Annotated in this window: 18 protein-coding genes; 4 read left to right on the forward strand and 14 right to left on the reverse strand. The window is 70.1% G+C overall.

What is annotated here, in order from left to right:
- Window positions 1-30: 30 nt before the first annotated feature.
- Window positions 31-213 (reverse strand): hypothetical protein, encoded by a 183-nt coding sequence (locus tag KZ820_RS03350; RefSeq protein WP_219747253.1) that lies wholly within the window; start codon window positions 211-213, stop codon window positions 31-33.
- A gap of 68 nt (window positions 214-281) precedes the next feature.
- Complete coding sequence (locus tag KZ820_RS03355; RefSeq protein WP_219747254.1) at window positions 282-467, reverse strand: hypothetical protein; 186 nt, start codon at window positions 465-467, stop codon at window positions 282-284.
- Between the two features lie 126 nt (window positions 468-593).
- Here KZ820_RS03355 and KZ820_RS03360 point away from each other — a divergent pair, with 126 nt between their 5' ends.
- A complete protein-coding gene (locus KZ820_RS03360) occupies window positions 594-1,721 on the forward strand; it encodes an aspartyl/asparaginyl beta-hydroxylase domain-containing protein (protein WP_219747255.1) in 1,128 nt (375 codons plus the stop codon).
- An 87-nt stretch (window positions 1,722-1,808) separates the two neighbouring features.
- Here KZ820_RS03360 and leuB read toward each other — a convergent pair whose 3' ends face one another.
- The 9 genes from leuB to KZ820_RS03405 all read right to left on the reverse strand — a co-directional run bounded on the left by leuB (window position 1,809) and on the right by KZ820_RS03405 (window position 10,574).
- Window positions 1,809-2,861, reverse strand: coding sequence for a 3-isopropylmalate dehydrogenase (gene leuB / locus KZ820_RS03365; RefSeq protein WP_258047715.1), 1,053 nt, complete (start codon window positions 2,859-2,861; stop codon window positions 1,809-1,811).
- Window positions 2,862-2,889: 28 nt separating this feature from the next.
- Complete coding sequence (gene recO / locus KZ820_RS03370; RefSeq protein WP_219748076.1) at window positions 2,890-3,621, reverse strand: DNA repair protein RecO; 732 nt, start codon at window positions 3,619-3,621, stop codon at window positions 2,890-2,892.
- A 38-nt stretch (window positions 3,622-3,659) separates the two neighbouring features.
- Complete coding sequence (uvrC, locus tag KZ820_RS03375) at window positions 3,660-5,579, reverse strand: excinuclease ABC subunit UvrC (RefSeq protein WP_219747256.1); 1,920 nt, start codon at window positions 5,577-5,579, stop codon at window positions 3,660-3,662.
- Window positions 5,580-5,787: 208 nt separating this feature from the next.
- On the reverse strand, window positions 5,788-7,605 hold the full coding sequence (locus KZ820_RS03380) for a DUF885 domain-containing protein (protein WP_219747257.1): 1,818 nt from the start codon (window positions 7,603-7,605) through the stop codon (window positions 5,788-5,790).
- A 380-nt stretch (window positions 7,606-7,985) separates the two neighbouring features.
- The gene (locus KZ820_RS03385) at window positions 7,986-8,603 is read right to left on the reverse strand and encodes a F0F1 ATP synthase subunit B (RefSeq protein ID WP_219747258.1); all 618 of its coding nucleotides are present in this window, start codon (window positions 8,601-8,603) and stop codon (window positions 7,986-7,988) included.
- Window positions 8,596-9,090, reverse strand: coding sequence for a F0F1 ATP synthase subunit B family protein (locus tag KZ820_RS03390; protein WP_219747259.1), 495 nt, complete (start codon window positions 9,088-9,090; stop codon window positions 8,596-8,598). The genes KZ820_RS03385 and KZ820_RS03390 overlap by 8 nt, the downstream gene beginning before the upstream one ends.
- 63 nt (window positions 9,091-9,153) lie before the next feature.
- The gene (locus KZ820_RS03395) at window positions 9,154-9,381 is read right to left on the reverse strand and encodes a F0F1 ATP synthase subunit C (protein ID WP_019515901.1); all 228 of its coding nucleotides are present in this window, start codon (window positions 9,379-9,381) and stop codon (window positions 9,154-9,156) included.
- A 43-nt stretch (window positions 9,382-9,424) separates the two neighbouring features.
- Window positions 9,425-10,213 carry a F0F1 ATP synthase subunit A gene (locus tag KZ820_RS03400; protein ID WP_132909269.1) on the reverse strand — a complete coding sequence of 263 codons (789 nt, stop codon included), beginning with the start codon at window positions 10,211-10,213 and terminating at the stop codon, window positions 9,425-9,427.
- A gap of 28 nt (window positions 10,214-10,241) precedes the next feature.
- Window positions 10,242-10,574 carry an AtpZ/AtpI family protein gene (locus KZ820_RS03405; RefSeq protein WP_132909436.1) on the reverse strand — a complete coding sequence of 111 codons (333 nt, stop codon included), beginning with the start codon at window positions 10,572-10,574 and terminating at the stop codon, window positions 10,242-10,244.
- A gap of 367 nt (window positions 10,575-10,941) precedes the next feature.
- On the opposite strand from KZ820_RS03405, the gene KZ820_RS03410 reads away from it, so the two are divergent.
- Together KZ820_RS03410 and KZ820_RS03415 are read left to right on the forward strand one after the other, a co-directional pair.
- Window positions 10,942-11,652 carry a PEPxxWA-CTERM sorting domain-containing protein gene (locus KZ820_RS03410; protein ID WP_219747260.1) on the forward strand — a complete coding sequence of 237 codons (711 nt, stop codon included), beginning with the start codon at window positions 10,942-10,944 and terminating at the stop codon, window positions 11,650-11,652.
- A 34-nt stretch (window positions 11,653-11,686) separates the two neighbouring features.
- Window positions 11,687-12,442 (forward strand): sterol desaturase family protein, encoded by a 756-nt coding sequence (locus KZ820_RS03415; protein ID WP_219747261.1) that lies wholly within the window; start codon window positions 11,687-11,689, stop codon window positions 12,440-12,442.
- A gap of 13 nt (window positions 12,443-12,455) precedes the next feature.
- Here KZ820_RS03415 and KZ820_RS03420 read toward each other — a convergent pair whose 3' ends face one another.
- Genes KZ820_RS03420 through KZ820_RS03430 form a run of 3 tightly spaced genes read right to left on the reverse strand, consistent with a single transcriptional unit; the run spans window position 12,456 to window position 16,136 of the window.
- A complete protein-coding gene (locus tag KZ820_RS03420) occupies window positions 12,456-12,836 on the reverse strand; it encodes a YdbL family probable chaperone protein (protein ID WP_258047857.1) in 381 nt (126 codons plus the stop codon).
- Window positions 12,837-12,840: 4 nt separating this feature from the next.
- Window positions 12,841-13,029, reverse strand: a complete 189-nt coding sequence (locus tag KZ820_RS03425) for a YnbE family lipoprotein (RefSeq protein WP_132909268.1) — start codon at window positions 13,027-13,029, stop codon at window positions 12,841-12,843.
- Window positions 13,030-13,037: 8 nt separating this feature from the next.
- Complete coding sequence (locus KZ820_RS03430) at window positions 13,038-16,136, reverse strand: intermembrane phospholipid transport protein YdbH family protein (RefSeq protein ID WP_308462111.1); 3,099 nt, start codon at window positions 16,134-16,136, stop codon at window positions 13,038-13,040.
- A 98-nt stretch (window positions 16,137-16,234) separates the two neighbouring features.
- Here KZ820_RS03430 and radC point away from each other — a divergent pair, with 98 nt between their 5' ends.
- On the forward strand, window positions 16,235-16,924 hold the full coding sequence (gene radC, locus KZ820_RS03435) for a RadC family protein (protein ID WP_219747262.1): 690 nt from the start codon (window positions 16,235-16,237) through the stop codon (window positions 16,922-16,924).
- The last annotated feature ends 35 nt before the right edge of the window (window positions 16,925-16,959 follow it).

The raw sequence follows: 16,959 nt of genomic DNA on the forward strand, positions 1-16,959 counted from the left end.
TCCGGCCCCTCGCGCGAGGACGGCGAGCGCTCAGGCGAACAACGCCGCGAACGCGCGTTCGAACCGCGGTGCCGCTGCCTTGGCGAGCAGCTTGAGCGCGTGCATATCGGAGAGGAGCGCGATCGCCCTGGCATCGCCCTTGGCGATCGTGCGCACGCGCCCGCGATAGTCCGTCTCGTCCCCCATCGACGCGCCGATCGACAGTCGCTTCATATCTGATCATCCGGTCGAGGAAGTCCTCGACGTTGGTGGCGCCGGCCTCGGTGATGGCGACCCGAGCATCAGCAGCTTGCGGAGGAGCACGCCGAACTTCTCGCCCCAATCTTCTCGGACTCCAGGCGCAGGTCGGACGTGGTCTGGTTGACGCTCCCGATCGCGAAGAGTTTCGCGTCGCGCAACCGCGGCGCGAGCAGGTGAGCGGCCACCGTCGTCTTGCCGATTGTGCCCGTCTCATTGATGACCGCCACTCTCACCCGCCATTCCCCAGACCTGACGGCGGCCGCGATCCGAGATCGCCGCGTCTCGCCACCCGGGCACCGCGCGGTGCGGATAACCTCCTTCAATCGTGACCGTTATCAATCTACGCTGAGCGCATGGCGGCACAGAGCGAGCACGCGCGATTGGCGCAGGCGGGATATGAGGCGTTGCAGCGCGGCGACGCGAGCGCGGCACGCGACGCGTTCGAGCGCGTCGCCGCTGCCGGGGTGGCGACGCCGCAGCTATGGCTGCTGCTTGCCCAGGCGCGCGCCGGTACTGGCGCCGAGCGAGGTGCAGTCGCTGACGCGCTCGATCGCGTGCTCGCTGCCGAGCCGCGCCACCGCCAGGCACTGGTGCTGCGCGGCGACTATGCCCAGGACGATCGCGCCGCCTGCTCCTTCTACGCGCTGGCCTTGTCGGGAGCGCCCGAGACAGAGCGCGCGCAGCCGCTGCTCCGCGCGGCGCAGGATCGGCTCGCGGCGGCGTCACGGCGCTTCGCCGACCATCTGCGCGCCGAGGTGGCGGGCACGGACGCGGGCCCGCGCTTCAACGAGGCAGTGGCCCTGGTGACGGGCGAGAAGCAGCTGTTCCTCCAGCAGCCTACGAGCTTCTTCTTCCCCGGCCTGCCGCACCGCCAGTTCTTCGACGCGGCGGAGTTCGATTGGGCGCCGGCGCTCGTCGCCGCCGCGCCGGCGATCCGCGCCGAGCTGGAGGAGTTGATCGCGAGCGGCAGCGGCTCCGCCCCCTATGTCCAGGCCGACCCGACCCGCGCCAGCCGTGGCCACGCGCTGCTCGACGATCCACGCTGGAGCGCCTTTCACCTGCTCGAGAACGGCGTGCCGCATGCCGCGAACGCGCCGCGCTGCCCGGCGACGCTCGCCGCGCTGGCCGCCGCACCGCTGCCGCACATCGCGGGGCGCTCACCGATGGCGCTCTTCTCGGTGCTGCGACCGCACACCCACATCCCGGCGCATAACGGAATGCTCAACACGCGGCTTATCGTCCACCTGCCGCTGATCGTGCCCGAGCGCTGCCGCCTGCGCGTCGGCAACGAGGAGCGCGCGGTGCGCGCCGGCGAGCTGATGATCTTCGACGACTCAATCGAGCACGAGGCGTGGAACGACAGCGACGAACCGCGCGTGGTGCTGCTTTTTGAAATATGGCGCCCTGAGCTGACCGCGGCCGAGCGTGCCGGGCTAACCACGCTGTTCAGCGCGGTCGGACTGTACGACGGCGGGCAGTAGCGGGCGTCCTTTGCCGGGTGCTTCTCGCGTACGCAGGCGGCGGGCGCGCTGCGCCTCACATCTGAGGACGGGGGCGCGGTTCCGCCCTCACAATCCCGCCAGCACCGCCTCGCCCATCGCGGCGGTGGTCGCGTCGCCGCCCATGTCCGGCGTGCGCAGCTCGCGCCCCAGCGCCGCCGCGACCGCCGCCTCGACGCGGTCCGCCGCCGCGTCCTGCCCGAGCGAGTGGCGCAGCAGCATCGCCGCCGACAGGATCGCGGCGCACGGATTGGCCTTGCCCTGCCCCGCGATATCGGGCGCCGAGCCGTGGATCGGCTCGTACAGCCCCTTGCCCGCTCCATCCAGCGCGGCCGAGGGCAGCATGCCGATCGAGCCGACGCACATGCTCGCCTGGTCGGAGAGGATGTCGCCGAACAGATTGCCCGTCACGATCGTGTCGAACGCGCCCGGGTTGCGCACCAGCTGCATCGCGGCATTATCGACGTACATGTGGGTCAGCTCGACCTGCGGATAGTCCACCGCCACCTCCATCACCACGTCGCGCCACAGCTGCGACGTCTCCAGCACATTGGCCTTGTCGACCGAGCAGAGCTTGCCGCGCCGCTTGGCGGCGGTCTCGAAGCCGACGCGCGCGATGCGGCGCACCTCGTCCTCGTCGTAGCGCATCAGGTCATGCCCCTCGCGCTTCCCCGCCGGCGTGGTGCCACGCCCCTTGGCACCGAAATAGACGTCGCCGTTGAGCTCGCGCACGATCACCAGGTCGATCGCCCGCGCCACCTCGGGCTTGAGCGTGGAGGCGTCCTCCAGGCCGGGGAAGATCCGTGCCGGGCGCAGGTTGGCGAAGGTGCCGAGATGCTTGCGGATGCCGAGGATCGCCTGCTCGGGGCGCAGCGCGCGCTCGAGCGAGTCGAACGCCGGGTCGCCCACCGCGCCGAACAGCACCGCCGCGGCGCGATCGGCCAGCGCCAGCGTCTCCGGCGGCAGTGGATGGCCGCTGGTGCGATAGGCCGCGCCGCCGACAGGCGCCTCCTCGAAGCGGAGGCCGAGGTCGAGCGCCTCGAGCACGCGGCGCGCCTCGCGCGTCACTTCGGGGCCGATGCCGTCGCCGGGCAGGATCGCGATCAGGGTGGAGTCGGTCATGCCGCACCGCATGGCGCGGCGCGCGCGCTCACGCAACCGCCCGCGCGAGCCGCGCCACCAGCCGCTCGCGCGCGGCGAGCAGGTCGCGGCGGCGATCGACCAGCACGTCGCGCGCGAGGAAGTGTCCGGTGAGCGTCATCGCGGCGAGCACCTCGTCCCAGCTCGCCACCCCGCCCGAGAGCAGGAACGGCGGCAGCGCGAGCAGCCGCGCTTCATAGCCAAGCGCGCCGGAGCGGCTCACCGCGGCGCCGCTGCGCGGGCTGACATAAGCGAGGTCGTCGCGCGCCCCGGTGACGGTGCAGCCGCTCAGGTCGAGCCCGAAACCGAGCTCGGCGAGCAGCAGCAGCTCGTAGCGGGCGACGCTGCCGGCCCAGCCCTGCGCGCTCGGCGCCGCCTCGATCGCGTCGAACACCGCGGCGAGCGCGTCGTGCAGCCGCGGATAAGGCTGCGCCTCGGGCAAGGCGCCCGCGGTGAGCGCGCACAGCCATTCGATCGCGGCGGCCGGCAGCGGCTGGGCGAACAGCGGCGCGCGGCTGTGCACCAGCTCGACGGTGAGCGCGGCGAGCTGCTCGTCGCTGCGTGCGCGCCAGTCGCCGCGGACGACGTTGCCCGGCTGGAGCGACGGCCGCAGCCGGCGCGAGTGCCCGCCGCGGACATAGCCGGGGCGCACCCCGTCGTCGCGGGTGAAACCGCGCACCACCGCGCCATGCTCGCCGTGCGCGCGGGCGGAGAGGACCAAGGCGTCGGCGGCGAGATGCATGACAACGAGATAGGGCGCCGCTCGCGCGGCCGACAACCCTAGCGCGCGTGGTAGAAGTCGTAGACCTGCTGCGCCACCGCCGCGCTCACGCCCGGCGCCTTGCGCAGGTCCTCCAGGCTGGCGTTGCGCACCGCGCGGCCGGTACCGAAGTGCATCAGCAATGCCTTCTTGCGAGCGGGACCGATGCCGGGAACCTCGTCGAGCGGGCTGGCGCCGATCGCCTTGGCGCGCTTGGCGCGATGCGCGCCGATGGCGAAGCGGTGGACCTCGTCGCGCAGCCGCTGGAGATAGAAGAGCAACGGCGAGTTGACCGGCAGCGTCAGCTCGCGCCCGTCCATCAGGTGGAACACCTCGCGCCCCTCGCGGCCGTGGTGCGGCCCCTTGGCGACGCCGACGAGGCACACGTCCTCGATCCCGAGATCCTCCAGCACCGCCTTAGCGGCGTTGAGCTGGCCGCGCCCGCCGTCGAGCAGCACCAAATCGGGCCAGGCCTCGCCGTCGCGGTCCGGGTCCTCCTCCAGCGCGCGCGCGAAGCGGCGCTGGAGCACCTCGCGCATCATCGCATAATCGTCGTCGGTCGCGGCCTGCTTGATGTTGAACTTGCGATACTGACCCTTGCGGAACCCTTCCGGCCCCGCGACCACCATCGCGCCCAGCGCGTTGGTGCCCTGGATATGGCTGTTGTCATAGACCTCGATCCGGTCGGGCGAGTCGCCCAGCTCGAACAATTCGGCCAGCTCGCGATGCAGCCGCGCCTGGGTCGTGCTCTCGGCGAGGCGGCGCTCCAGCGCCTCCTTGGCGTTGCGGCTCGCCTGGTCGAGCAGACGCTTGCGCACGCCGCGCTGGGGCACGGTCAGCTCCACCTTGCGCCCGGCCTGCTCGCACAAGGCCTGGGTCAGCAGCTCGGCCTCGGGCAGCACGCGGTCGATCAGGATGGTGCGCGCGGGCGGCACCTCCTCGTAGAATTGCATCATGAACTGGGTGAGCACCTCGTCCTCGGGCACGTCGGCGGTGTGCGCGGGGAAGAAGCTGCGGTGGCCCCAGTTCTGCCCCCCGCGGATGAAGAAGGCCTCGATCCCGATCAGCCCCTCGTGGCTGGCGAGCGCGAAGATGTCGGCGTCGCCCACCCCTTCCGCGTTGATGAACTGCGTGCCCTGGATGAAGGTGAGCGCCTTGAGCCGGTCGCGCAGCACCGCGGCGAGCTCGAAGTCCATGTTCTCCGCCGCCGCCTGCATCTGCGCGCCCAGCTTGGCCTGCACGTCGGTGGCCTTGCCGGCGAGGAACTTCTTGGCGTCGCTCACCAGATCGGCATAGCCGGCGGTGTCGATCCGGCCGACGCACGGGGCGGAGCAGCGCTTGATCTGGTAGAGCAGGCACGGCCGGTCGCGCGTCTTGAAGAAGCCATCGGTGCAGCTCCGCAGCAGGAACAGCTTCTGCAACGCGTTGAGCGTGTTGTTGACGCTGCCCGCGCTCGCGAAGGGGCCGTAATAATCGCCCTTGGCGCGGCGCGCGCCGCGGTGCTTCTGGATGCGCGGGAAGTCGTGATCGGCGCGCAGCAGGATGAAGGGGAAGCTCTTGTCGTCGCGCAGCAGCACATTGTACGCTGGCCGGTAGCGCTTGATCAGCTGCGCCTCGAGCAGCAGCGCCTCGGCCTCGTTGTTGGTGGTGACGATCGTCATCGATCGCGTCTGCGACACCATGCGCTGGAGCCGCTTGGGCAGCCGCTCGACCTGGACGTAATTGGCCACACGGTTCTTCAGCGCGCGCGCCTTGCCAACGTAGAGCACGTCGCCCTTGGCATCGTGCATGCGATAGACGCCGGGCTTGAGCGGCAGCGTCTTGAGCACGTTGCGGATCGCCGCCTCGCCCGCCTTGAGGTCGGGGGCGTCGGCGCCGCGGATCGTGAAGGTGGCCTGCTCTTCGTTGAAGCGGTCGGGTGGGCCGTAACTGCCGTTCATCGCGGGCGATCTAGGGGCTGGCACGGCGCGGGACAACGGGGATGGGCGCGCGACGTGCGCCCCACTCCCCACGGCCGTCATCCTGAACTCGTTTCAGGATCCACGGCGCCGCACACCCAGATGCGGGAGCGTGCGCGGGAGGGTGGATCCCGAAACGAGTTCAGGATGACGGAGCAAGAAGAAGAGGTAGCGAGCCGATCGCGGTCCGTTACTTCCCCCCGCTCTTCACCCAATCGCCGATCTTCGCCTCGAGCACCGGCATCGGCAGCGCGCCCGTGTCGAGCACCTGGGCGTGGAAGGCGCGCGCGTCGAAGCGATCGCCCAGCTTCGCCATCGCGTCCGCCTTGAGCCGCGAGATCGTCAGCTGGCCGATCTTGTACGCCAGCGCCTGCCCCGGGATCGCGATGTAGCGCTCCACCTCGGCGGTCGCGTCGGTGCGCGCCATCGGCGAGTGCGAGAGCATGTAGGCGATCGCCTGATCGCGCGTCCAACCCTTGGTGTGGATGCCGGTATCGACCACCAGCCGCATCGCGCGCAGCATCTCGTCGTTGAGCCCGCCCATGCGCTGATAGGGGTCGGTCTCCATGCCCAGCTCAGGCCACAGCGTCTCGGCGTAGAGCGCCCAGCCCTCGACATAGGCAGTGTTGCCGCCGAAGCGCATGAAGGCCGGCAGCGACTCATTCTCCTGCGCCAGGCTGATCTGGAAGTGGTGTCCCGGCACCGCCTCGTGCAGGTACAAGGTCTCCATCTCCCACATGTAGCGGACCGGGAGGTCATAGGTGTTGTAGTAGAACACGCCCGGCCGCGACCCGTCCGGCGTGCCCGACTGATAGGAGCCACCCGCGTCGGTCTTCTCCTTAAAGGCCGGCACCGGGCGGATCTCGAGCGCAGTCTTGGGGATCAGCGAGAATTGTTCGCGCACACGCGAGTCGACGCGCCGCCCGATCGCCTCATAGCCGAGGCGCAGTTGCTCCTTGGACGACGGCTGGAATCTTTTGTCCTCGCGCAGGAAGGTGAAGAAGTCGGCGAGCGAGCCGGTGAAGCCGACTTTGGCCTTCTGCGCCTCCATCGCGCGCGTGATCCGTGCCACCTCGCTGAGGCCGAGTTGGTGGACCTTCTCCGCGGAGAGCGGCAGCGTCGTGTTCGACTCGATGAGATAGGCGTAGAGCTTGTCGCCACCCGGCATCGCAGAGAGGCCGACACTATCGCGCGCGACCGGCAGATACTCCTTCTGGAGAAAATCGCGCATGCGCCGCTGCGCCGGGTTGACCACCTCGGTGATCTGGCGCGTGTAGGCGGCGCGAAGACGTGCCTGATCGGCCGTCGGGATCGCGGCGGGGAAGGTCTTGACCGGGCCGTATAGCGGCGAGCCTTCCGCGCCGCCCTCGAGCAGATGATCGAACTGCGCGATCATGTTGAGCACCACCAGCTTGGGCTGCACGATGCGCGCGCGCATCCCCTCACGGAAGCGCGCGATCGCCTGGTCGAGCAGCTCGGCGTAGCGCGCGTTGCGCTTCAGATTGTTGTCATAGTCGGCAACGGTGTTGAACGGCGCCGCGCCCTGCCCGGAGGCGAGCTCGGGATAGAAGGTCTGCAGTCCGTAGAAATGGTCGAGTGGTCGGACGATGTTGAGCGCGACGAGATCGGGCGCGAGCCCGCGCAGGTTGACCGAGCTCTGCTGCCGGAAGACGTCATAGGCGATCTGGTCGGTGCGGGTGAGATTGGCGCGGTCGATCCGCGCGAGCGCGGCGAGATCGCTCTGCGCGGCGGCGCGCTCCGCGGCGATGTACGAGTCGGAGAAAGGATCGCCGAGCCGGTCGGCGTAGCGCAGGTCGCCGCGGAACAGCGCATTGACCGGATTGCGCTTCAGCGAGGCCTCGTCGCTCGCGGCGAACAGCGCCTTGAGCTTGGCGTCCTCCGCGGAGTCGCCGGGAGCGGCGGCGGCGGGGGCCGACTGGGCGAGCGCCGGCAGTGGCGCGGCGAGGCCGGACGCGAGCAGGAGGGCGACGGCGAACGGGCGCGACATCAGGTCACCTCGGGTGTTTGGAGTGGTGTTGGGATCATGGTAGGCCGAGGCGCCGTGATGCACCGAAGCGCGTGCCCGCACCATCCACCTTCCGTCATCCTAGACTTGTTTTAGGATCCGCGGTGCGGCGCTCTCAGCTGCCGCGGCACTCGTGGGACGGTGAATCCCGAAACGAGTTCAGGTTGACGCCGGTGTGGCCGGCGATGGCGCGCTTTACCGCAGACGACAGCCAGTCGCGCGCGCTCGGCCGGCACTGTAAACGCCGTGCTCCGGCGAGAAGTGGAGCCCAGGATCGCGGGCGATGCTCTTCGTGGCTCTGGGCTCCCGCGTCCGCAGGAGCACGCTAGCGGCGGAGGGACGTGCGAGACGCCCCTGCCCGCTCAATTGAGCCGACCCACCCCGGCGATGGCACGGTCGACCAGCGCCTTGTCGCTCTCGGCGCCGTGGCGCTCCGCGATCAGCGCGGCGGCAGCGGCGGCGGCGGCCTCGGCGGTGCGCGCGCGCACCTCGGCGATCGCGGCGCGCTCTGCGGCGGCGATCTTGTCCTCGGCCATGCGCGCGCGGCGATCCATCAGCTGCTCGGTGTCGGCCTTAGCCTTGGCGACGATCTCCGCGGCCTCATGGTGCGCATTCTCGCGCATCTTGGCGGCATCCGCCTCGGCCGAGCGCGCGCGCGCGGCATATTCGTCGCGCAGCGCCTCGGCCTCGCGGCGCAGCGCCGCGGCCTCGTCGAGCTGGTGGCGGATCTCGCCGATGCGCTTGTCGAGCATCGCCGCGATCGTCTTGGGCACGCGGACGAGCACCATGCCGATCAGCACCACCAGAGCGGCGATGCCGACCCAGCCGGTGTCGTTGAAGCCCAGCGCGGTCGGCGCCGCGTGATCGCCCGCGCCGCCATGCTCGGTCGCGGCGGCATAGCCGCTGCCGTTGGCGAGGTCGTGCGACTCCAGCCCTTCGGAGGCGGGACCCTGGGTGGGTTGAGCGGGAGCGTTAGCCATGGTTCAGCTGCCTGCGCACCGCCTCGTTGGCGGCCTCGGTGGGGACGGCGACGCCGGCGAGGCGCTGCACCAGCTCCTGCGCCGCCTCGGTCGCGATCGTCTGGACGTTGACCATCGCCGCCGCCTTGGCGTTCGCCACCGCGACGTCGTGGTGCGCGACGCGCTCGGCGAGGTCGGCGTCGGCGTGGCGCAGCTGCGCCTCGGCCGCCGCCGCGGCGCGCGCCTTGGCGGCGGCGACCTCGGCCTGGGCCGCGGCGCGCGCGGCGTCCATGTCGGCGTTCCACGCCGCCTCGGTCGTGTCGGCCGCGACGCGCGCGCTCTCCGCGCTCGCGAGGTCCTGCGCGATCTTCGATTCACGCAGGTCCATCACGCCCTGCACCCTGGGCACCATCAGCTTGCCGATCCCGAAATACAGGAGACCGAAGGTGATGAGCAGCCAGAAGATCTGCGAGGCGTAAGTGGCGGCGATCTGACTGATTTGAGGCATGGTGATCCGCTATCCTTGCGGCCCCGCCCGGTGGTCGGGCGGGGCTGGTCCGTCGGCGTCAGGTTACGCGACGAACACCAGGATGATCATCGTCACGAAGGCGAGCAGGCCGAGCAGCTCGGCGCCCGCGAAGCCGATGAAGAGGCGGCCCTGCTGGCCGTCGGCGGCACCCGGGTTGCGCAGCGCGCCCTCGAGGAAGGCGGCGAACACGTTGCCCACGCCCAGCGCGGCGATGCCCATGCCGATCGCGGCGAGACCGGCGCCGAGCAGCTTGGCGGCGTTTGCGTCCATGTCAGTAACTCCCGTTCTTAAACCAAAGGTTGGTGTGGAAACTTCAGTGCAGGTTGACCGCGTCGTTGAGGTAGACGCTGGTCAGCAGCGCGAAGACATAGGCCTGGATCGCCGCGACCAGCAGCTCCAGCAGCGTGATCCCCAGCATCAGCACGAAGCTGGGCACGGTGATCAGCACCGCATAGCCCGGCCCGAGGTTGATGCCGTTGATCACGAAGGCGGCGAGCACCTTGAGCAGGATGTGCCCCGCGGTCATCGCGACGAACAGTCGCAGGCCCAGCGAGAAGGGGCGCACCAGGAAGCTCATCAGCTCGACCACGAAGATCAGCGGCACCATCAGCGCCGGCGTGCCGTGCGGCACGAACAGGCTGAAGAAGTGGAAGCCGTGGCGGCCGAAACCGACGATCAGCACGATCGAGAAGCTGATGATCGCCAGCACGCCGGTGACGGTCAGGTGGCTGGTGACGGTGAAGGGGTGCCAGCCCGGCACGATGCCGACCGGCATGAGGCCGAGGATGTTGGCGAACAGGATGAACATGAACAGCGAGAAGACATAGGGCACGAAGCGCTTGCCCTCGGGCCCGACGTTCGACGTCAGCATGTTCTGGACGAAGCCGGTGAAGCCCTCGACCGCGGCCTGCCAGCGGCCGGGCACGAGCTCGCGCTTCATGCCCCCCAGCATGAAGAGCCACAGCACGACCAGCGTGATCACCATCCACAGCGCGGAGTTGGTGAACGACACGTCATAGCCGCCCACGATCCAGCGCTGACCGAGCACGGGCTCGATCAGGAACTGGTGCATCGGATCGATCTTGCCGCCTTCTGCCGCCACGTGCTGGTCCCTGCGCCTATAACATAGATCAAGCGCCCGGATCGTCCGGACGCTTGGTCGTCAACCGAATGATCTGCCTGAAGGCGACGCCGATCCCGAGGAACAGCATCACGATCAGCACCCAGGGCGTCGTGCCGAACCAGCGGTCAAGGAGCCAGCCGATCAGCGCCGAGCCGACGAGACTTCCGATGAGGGCGGCGAGCACGCGGTTGCCGAGCGCATAGCCCGCATCACCCCCGTCGCGCACAGCCCCCGTGCGAACCGCCTCGTCCCGACGCGCCTGCCTCAACCGATCGTCGAGCGAAGTCAGGCGCGGGTCCGCCGCGTCGTGGAAATCCTGTCCGGGGCCGTTCTCCGCCACGCCGCCACCCTCGCCCTGAAGTTCGTTGACCAGGAGAGAGTGCGCGCGAGCGGCGAGCAGCCCCGCCAAGGCGCCGTCCGGTTAGCCGGGGGGTCCGGGGGTGTCAACCTGTGTGGACGCGGGGTTAACGGAGGTTGCGCGTGACGACGTGGCGACCCGGGCCCATCGCGAACCGCGACCCGCACGGCCGACTTTGCTCCATTTCCGATCATCACGCCGGCGGGAACATCCCGGCATGCAACAAGAAAGCTTAAGCGCCAGATGCCGGAGCAGATAAGATCCTCCACAACGGAGACAAGACTTTTCCGACAAACGGGTCAAGATCCATGACGACGCTACACTTAGTACGCCACTGAGGAGGATCGACATGCGTAAGCTATTAGCGCTAACTTTAGTTTTTTATGTCACTGTGGTGACGCCGGCACAGGCCACCGATCTCGTTAAGAATGGTTCCTTTGAGGAAACCACTGTGAACGGCAAAGACACTTTTGCTGGGCACGTCGACGGCTGGAACGGCGGCGGTAACCTGACCTACATCGCACCGCCGGGGACCGCCGACGATGGGCAAGGTCTCGTTTCCTTATACGGGCCATTCCCCAAGACCAGTCCGGACGGCGGCAACTTCGTGATCGCCGATGGCGACTCCCCGTACCGTGACGCGATCTGGCAGACCATCGCCGGGCTGACCATCGGAGGCGTCTACGAGCTCAACTTCTTCCAAGCGGCAGGCCAGTGGGCCGGTCGCCCCTGGGCCAGCGACACGACCGAGCGCTGGCAAGTCTCCTTCGGCGACGAGACGAAGCAGTCGGACTCATACCAGCTGCCCTTCGAAGGCGTAGGCCCCTGGCAGTCGCAAACCATGCACTTCACGGCAACGTCCACCTCGCAGGTGCTGTCGTTCCTCGCCGACGGCACCCCGGCCGGCGCGCCCCCGATGTCACTCCTCGATGGCGTGTCGCTGTCCTTGACCGCGCTGCCGGAGCCCTCGACCTGGACGATGCTGCTGACCGGATTCGCGGCCGTGGGCGGCGCCATGCGCGCTCGCCGGCGTGGGCAGCAGCGCGCCGCCCTGGTCTGACCTGCCCGGAGGCAAGCATCACATGATCGCGCAGATGATACATCTCAGCGTGTGGCTGGCGGTGCTCGCCGCGATCTTCGTGCCGCTGGAACGCCTGTGCGCTATCCAGCGGCAGACCGGCTTTCGACGGCAATTGCCGCTCGATCTTTTCCTCTATTTCGCGAGCGGCTTCGTGCCGGCGCTCGTCCTCGCCGCTCCTCTCGCTGCGCTGACCGCGCTGGCGCAGTCCCACCTACCGGAGGACTATTGTACCGCGCTCGACCGCCTCCCCGGCCCCGGGCGACTTACAATCTCCTTTGCCGTCGCCGAGGTCGGCTTCTATTGGGGACACCGCTGGTCCCACGAATGGCCATGGCTGTGGCGCTACCACGCGCTTCACCATGAACCCGAGCGACTGGATTGGCTGGTTAACAGCCGCACCCATCCGATCGACATGATCTTCACGCGCCTGTGCGGGCTGGTGCCGATCCATCTGCTCGGCCTGGCGAGTGCGAAGTGGGATCGCGGCGGCGCCATCGCTGCCGCCGTTGTCGCGCTCTCGACATGGTGGGGATTTTTTCTCCACGCCAACGTCCGTTGGCGCTTCGGCTGGCTGGAGCAGCTCGTCGCCACGCCCGCATTCCATCACTGGCATCACGTCGCCGACACGCCGCTCAACCGCAACTTCGCCGCTACCCTGCCCGCGCTTGATCGGTTCTTCGGCACCTTGCACCTGCCCGCTCGGGACTGGCCCGAGCGCTACGGCATCGGCGCACCCCCGCAGCGCGACGCGTCGACTGATGAGCTTTAGCCGACGCTCCCCCTCACACGCAGCGCGAGTCGCGTTGCGGCGCGCCGGCGCCGCGCGTCTGCCAGCTGCCGTCGGGCGCCTTGTACTTCTCGCCCGGCTGGGTCTGCGCGATCAGGTTGCAGCCGCTGGTGAAAGCGAGCTGTTCCACCGTCGCGCCGCTCGCCTGCGCCTTTTGCGTATAGGCCGCTTTGCGCTGGATGTTGATGTTGCTCACCAGCGCGCGCAGCTCGGCGCTGCCGCCGCCGACCACGCCGAGATAGCCGTCGGGCTGCTCGCCGACCTGCCCGGCGGAACGCGCCGCGGCATAAGCGGGATCGCGCTGCGCCAGCGCGGCGGTGGAGAGGCCGGCGAGCGTCACCGCACCGGCGAGCATCAGATAGGCCTTCATCGTCATCACTTCAGAAAATCCCCGGGTTCTGCTGGATCAAGGTCTTCGCCTCATTGTCGAGGCGATACACCACTTCCTGCGTCACGTTGATGTTGAGGTTAATCTGGATCGGCTTGTCGGGCGCGGAGATGTTCACGCACCCCGCGGTGGCCGCCACCAGCGTCGCCGTCGTCATCGCGGTCAAGATCGGGAGGCGCATCGGGTTCGTCAATCCTTCTTGGGTTCTGCCACGGGGGCGCTTGCGGGAGGCTGAACGGTGCCGCCACGGCGATTCTGCTCCTCGATCAGCGCCTGGAGGTTGCGTTTCACCAGCCGCTGCGGGTCGTAGAAGCTCGCCGCCGAGTCGATGAGACCGCGGAACGGCGCACGAATGGTGATGTTGAAGCGGATCGGCAGCCGCGTCAGCCGCCGCAGCAGGAAGTTGCTCTTCGCCCCCTGCCCCTGGCGGATACCGGCGAAGCGCACGCCCGTGACCATCTCGCCCGCGAGCGGCCCGTTCATCTCCACCGCGAGATCGCGATAGGTGAGCGAGCGCAGCGACTGGAAGGCGAGATTGCCCCAGAAGCCGAGGTCCTTCTCGGTCAGCTCGCCGAGATAGGCGATGCTGCCGCCGCCCGCGCGCGCGACCAGCCGCCCGTCCGCGATCCGCCCGCCGCTCTCGTCGAACAGCATCGGCAGCACGCCGTCGAACGTGCCGGTCGCGCTCAGATTCTTGAAGTCGAACTGCTGGAGGAACTTGCCCGCGTCCATGCCGTCGACGCGGAAGGTCAGCCGACGCTCCTGGGTGTTGCCGAAATCGAGCAGGGTCGGCTCCAGCGTCAGCGTCCCGCCAGCGAAGGGCCAGCGCCCCTGCGCGACGCGGACGCGCGTGTTCGGTAGCGTCTGATAGGTGATGCGCCCGTCGAGCACGGGCACGCCGGGGTTGATCGAGCGCACCGTCGCGAACTGGTCGGGCGCGCTCTCCAGCGCGAGCAGGTCGGTGAAGACGATCGATCCCGCGATGCCCTCGACCGGGCCGAAGGCGGCGGCGAGATCGGTGCCTGGCGTGGTGAAGCGGCCGGTGCTGGTGACGCCCTCGGGGGTCCAGCTGATGTCGCCCGCGCCGCTCACCGTCCCGCGCACGTCCGCGATCACGCCGAAGGTCAGCCGGGTGAGCTTCTCGGGCTGGAGCGTCTCGCCGAAGGTAATCCCCGGCACCGCCAGATGCGCGCTACCCGTGCCGGCGGCGAGCCGGTGATCGATCGTGACGTCGGCCACCTTGGTGCCCGTCCCCGGCTCGTGGAGCGTGCCCGCGGCGGCGATGGCGCCGTCGCGCAAGGTCAGCGTGACGTCGCGCGCGGCGAGCGGCTCGAAGCGCGCGGGCGTGGCCTGATCGGCGACGGTGAGCGCCCCGTCCAGCGCGAGCGCGCCGCCGTCGAACCGCCATCGCCCGTCCGCCGCGCTCATCACCAGCGGCACGTTGGCGATCGCGCCGCCCGCCCCGGTGAAGCGCCCCGCCACGCCGGCGCCGCCAAGCGTGCCGTCGAGCCGCGCGGCGTCGATCCGGGTCACGCGGCCGGCCGGGCCGATCAGCGCAGCGACGTCGCTCAGCGCGAAACCGCGATCGGCGAGCCGCAGCCGCGCGTCGCCGGCGGTGAGCCGAAGCGGCGTCCCGCCCAGCGTACCACGCAGCGCCACGTCTTCGATCCGCGCCCCACCGCTCATCCGCCCATTCGCCACGCGGACCAGCGTGCCGTCGAGGGAGCAGAGCGTCAGCGCGGTACGATCCAGCGCCAGGCTGGAGATGACAAGGCGGTCGAACCGCAGCGGCGCGCAGCCGGACGCGAGCGTCAGCGCACCGCCGCGGCCGAGCCGCGCGTCGAGCGCCAGGCTGAGCCGCTCGACGCGTCCGCCGGGCAGCGGCCCCGACAGCGTCGCGCTGGCGCGGAGCCGAACGCCGTCGCTCGTGGGCAAGAAGGAGAGCGGGGTGAGGTCCAGCACGGCGCCGTCGCGGGCGTAGCGCGCGATCGTCGCTGTGCCGCCGACCGCCGAGCCGGGCGCCGCCTGCGTCAGCCGCACCGCCGTCGAGGGCAGCCCTCCGCCGCCGAGCGTCAGCCGACCCGCGAGTCGCGGCCCCGCGGGATGACCGAGCACGATCCCGCCGCCGTCGAGCGACGCGCGCGCGCCGGTCGCCGCGACGATCTCGGCACGGTCGACCGTCAGGAGCGTCGTCGCGCCGCTCGCCAGCGCCAGGTCGGCGGTGACGCGCATCCGCCGCGCCGCGGCGCCGAGGTCCTGAGCCAGCGCGGCGCCGAGCGGCGCCAGCGGCGTGCTGACCGTCGCGTCGCGCACGATCCGCAGCCGCGCCCGCTGGCTCGGCGCGAGCGCCACCGCCGCGGCGTCGAGCCGGCCGGCGAGCGTCGCGCCGCGCTCGGCGAGCCGCCACGTGCCGGAGAAGCGGGTCGGGCCGCCGCTCGCTGCCGCAGCGTGCAGCCGCGCCGCGGTGAGGGCGAGCGTTCCGCCGCTGCGCCGCGCGTCACCCGCGAAGCTGACCGTGCCACCCAGCCCGTCGAGCCGCCCCGCGGCCGCGGTCACCCCCGCCGCACCTAGCCGCGCGCTGCCGCGCCAGCGATCGAGCGCGGGCGACAGCGCGGCGTCGAGCGTGACCGCGGGCGCGACGACCTGCGCGCCCGCGCAGTCGAGCGCCGCGGCACGGACCGGTCCGGCGAGCCGCGGCGCCTTCGCCACCACGCGCACCGACACGCCCGCGTCGAGGCCGCGCAGCGCGCAGCCGCCCGCGTCGAGCAGCGGTGCGGCGGCGAGAAGGCGACCGCTGAACCCGCCGTCGAGCCGTCCGCGCCCGCTCAGCCGCAGTGCCACGTTGCCATGGGGCGTGGTCAGCGCGACCCGCGCGTCGGCGACGTCGAGCTCGATCGCGGGCAGCGCGAAGCCGCCGCCCGAGCCGGCCGGCAGTAGTCGGTCGATCGCGCCGAGCGACAGCTTGCCGTCCGCCAGTCGCGCCGACAGGCGAACATGCCCCGCGCGCACGCCGACCAGCTTCGGCCCAGCGAGACCGATGTCGGTGTCGGTCTCCACCCAGTCGGCCACGAGATCGGGCGCTCGCGGATCGCCGATCACCACCCCGGTGAGCCGCTGGCGACCGAAGCCGAGGTCCTCGATGGCGTAGCGGCCGGCGACCCCGCGTCTCGCCAACTCGCGATCGATCACGTGAGTCGCGATCGGCACGCGCGAGAGCCACAGAGTCGCGCCGGCGGCGAGCGCGAGTCCCGAGACGGCGATCAGAGCGCGTCGACGCGCGCTGGTCACCTCGGATCTCCGTCACGCGTCATTCGATCGCCAGCATAGGCCGCCGCGTCCACCGCGCGCAATTGCACACGATCCCGCGCTCGCCTAGGCGACCCGCGATGGTCGACGAAGAGATCGCCGCGAGCGACGTCCAGGGTCACCGCAAGCGGCTGCGCGAGCGGTTGCTCCTCGATCCCGACGGGCTGCACGATTATGAGTTGATCGAGTATCTGCTCGGCCTCACGCTCCGGAGGGTCGACACCAAGCCGATCGCCAAGGATCTGCTGCGTCGCTTCGGCAGCCTGAACGCCCTGATGGACGCGGATGCGATGGCGCTGACGCGGGTGGAGGGCCTCGGCGAAGTGAGTGTCGCCGCACTGCGCATCGCGCGTGCTACCGCGATCCGCCTGCTGCGTGAGCGCGCCACCGCCGCGCCGATCCTGTCGAATTGGCAGGCGCTGGCGGACTATCTTCATGCCGATATGGCGCACGACACCATCGAACGGTTCCGTGTGCTCCATCTGAATACGCGCAACATGATCATGCGCGACGAAGTGATGGCACAGGGCACGATCGACCAGGCGGCGGTGCACGTGCGCGAGGTGATCAAGCGCGCGCTCGACACCGGCGCCGCGGCGCTGATCCTCGTCCACAACCATCCCTCGGGCGATCCGTCGCCGAGCCGCGCCGACATCGACATCACGCGCGCGATCGTCGCCGCCGCGCGACCGCTCGGTATCTTGGTCCACGACCATGTCATCGTCGCGGGATCGGGGCAGCTGAGCCTGCGCGCGAAGGGGCTGATCTGAGCGGTCGCCGCGCCATTTGCCCCTCACGCCGCACG

The sequence above is a fragment of the Sphingomonas citri genome, from assembly GCF_019429485.1.
Classification (GTDB): domain Bacteria; phylum Pseudomonadota; class Alphaproteobacteria; order Sphingomonadales; family Sphingomonadaceae; genus Sphingomonas; species Sphingomonas citri.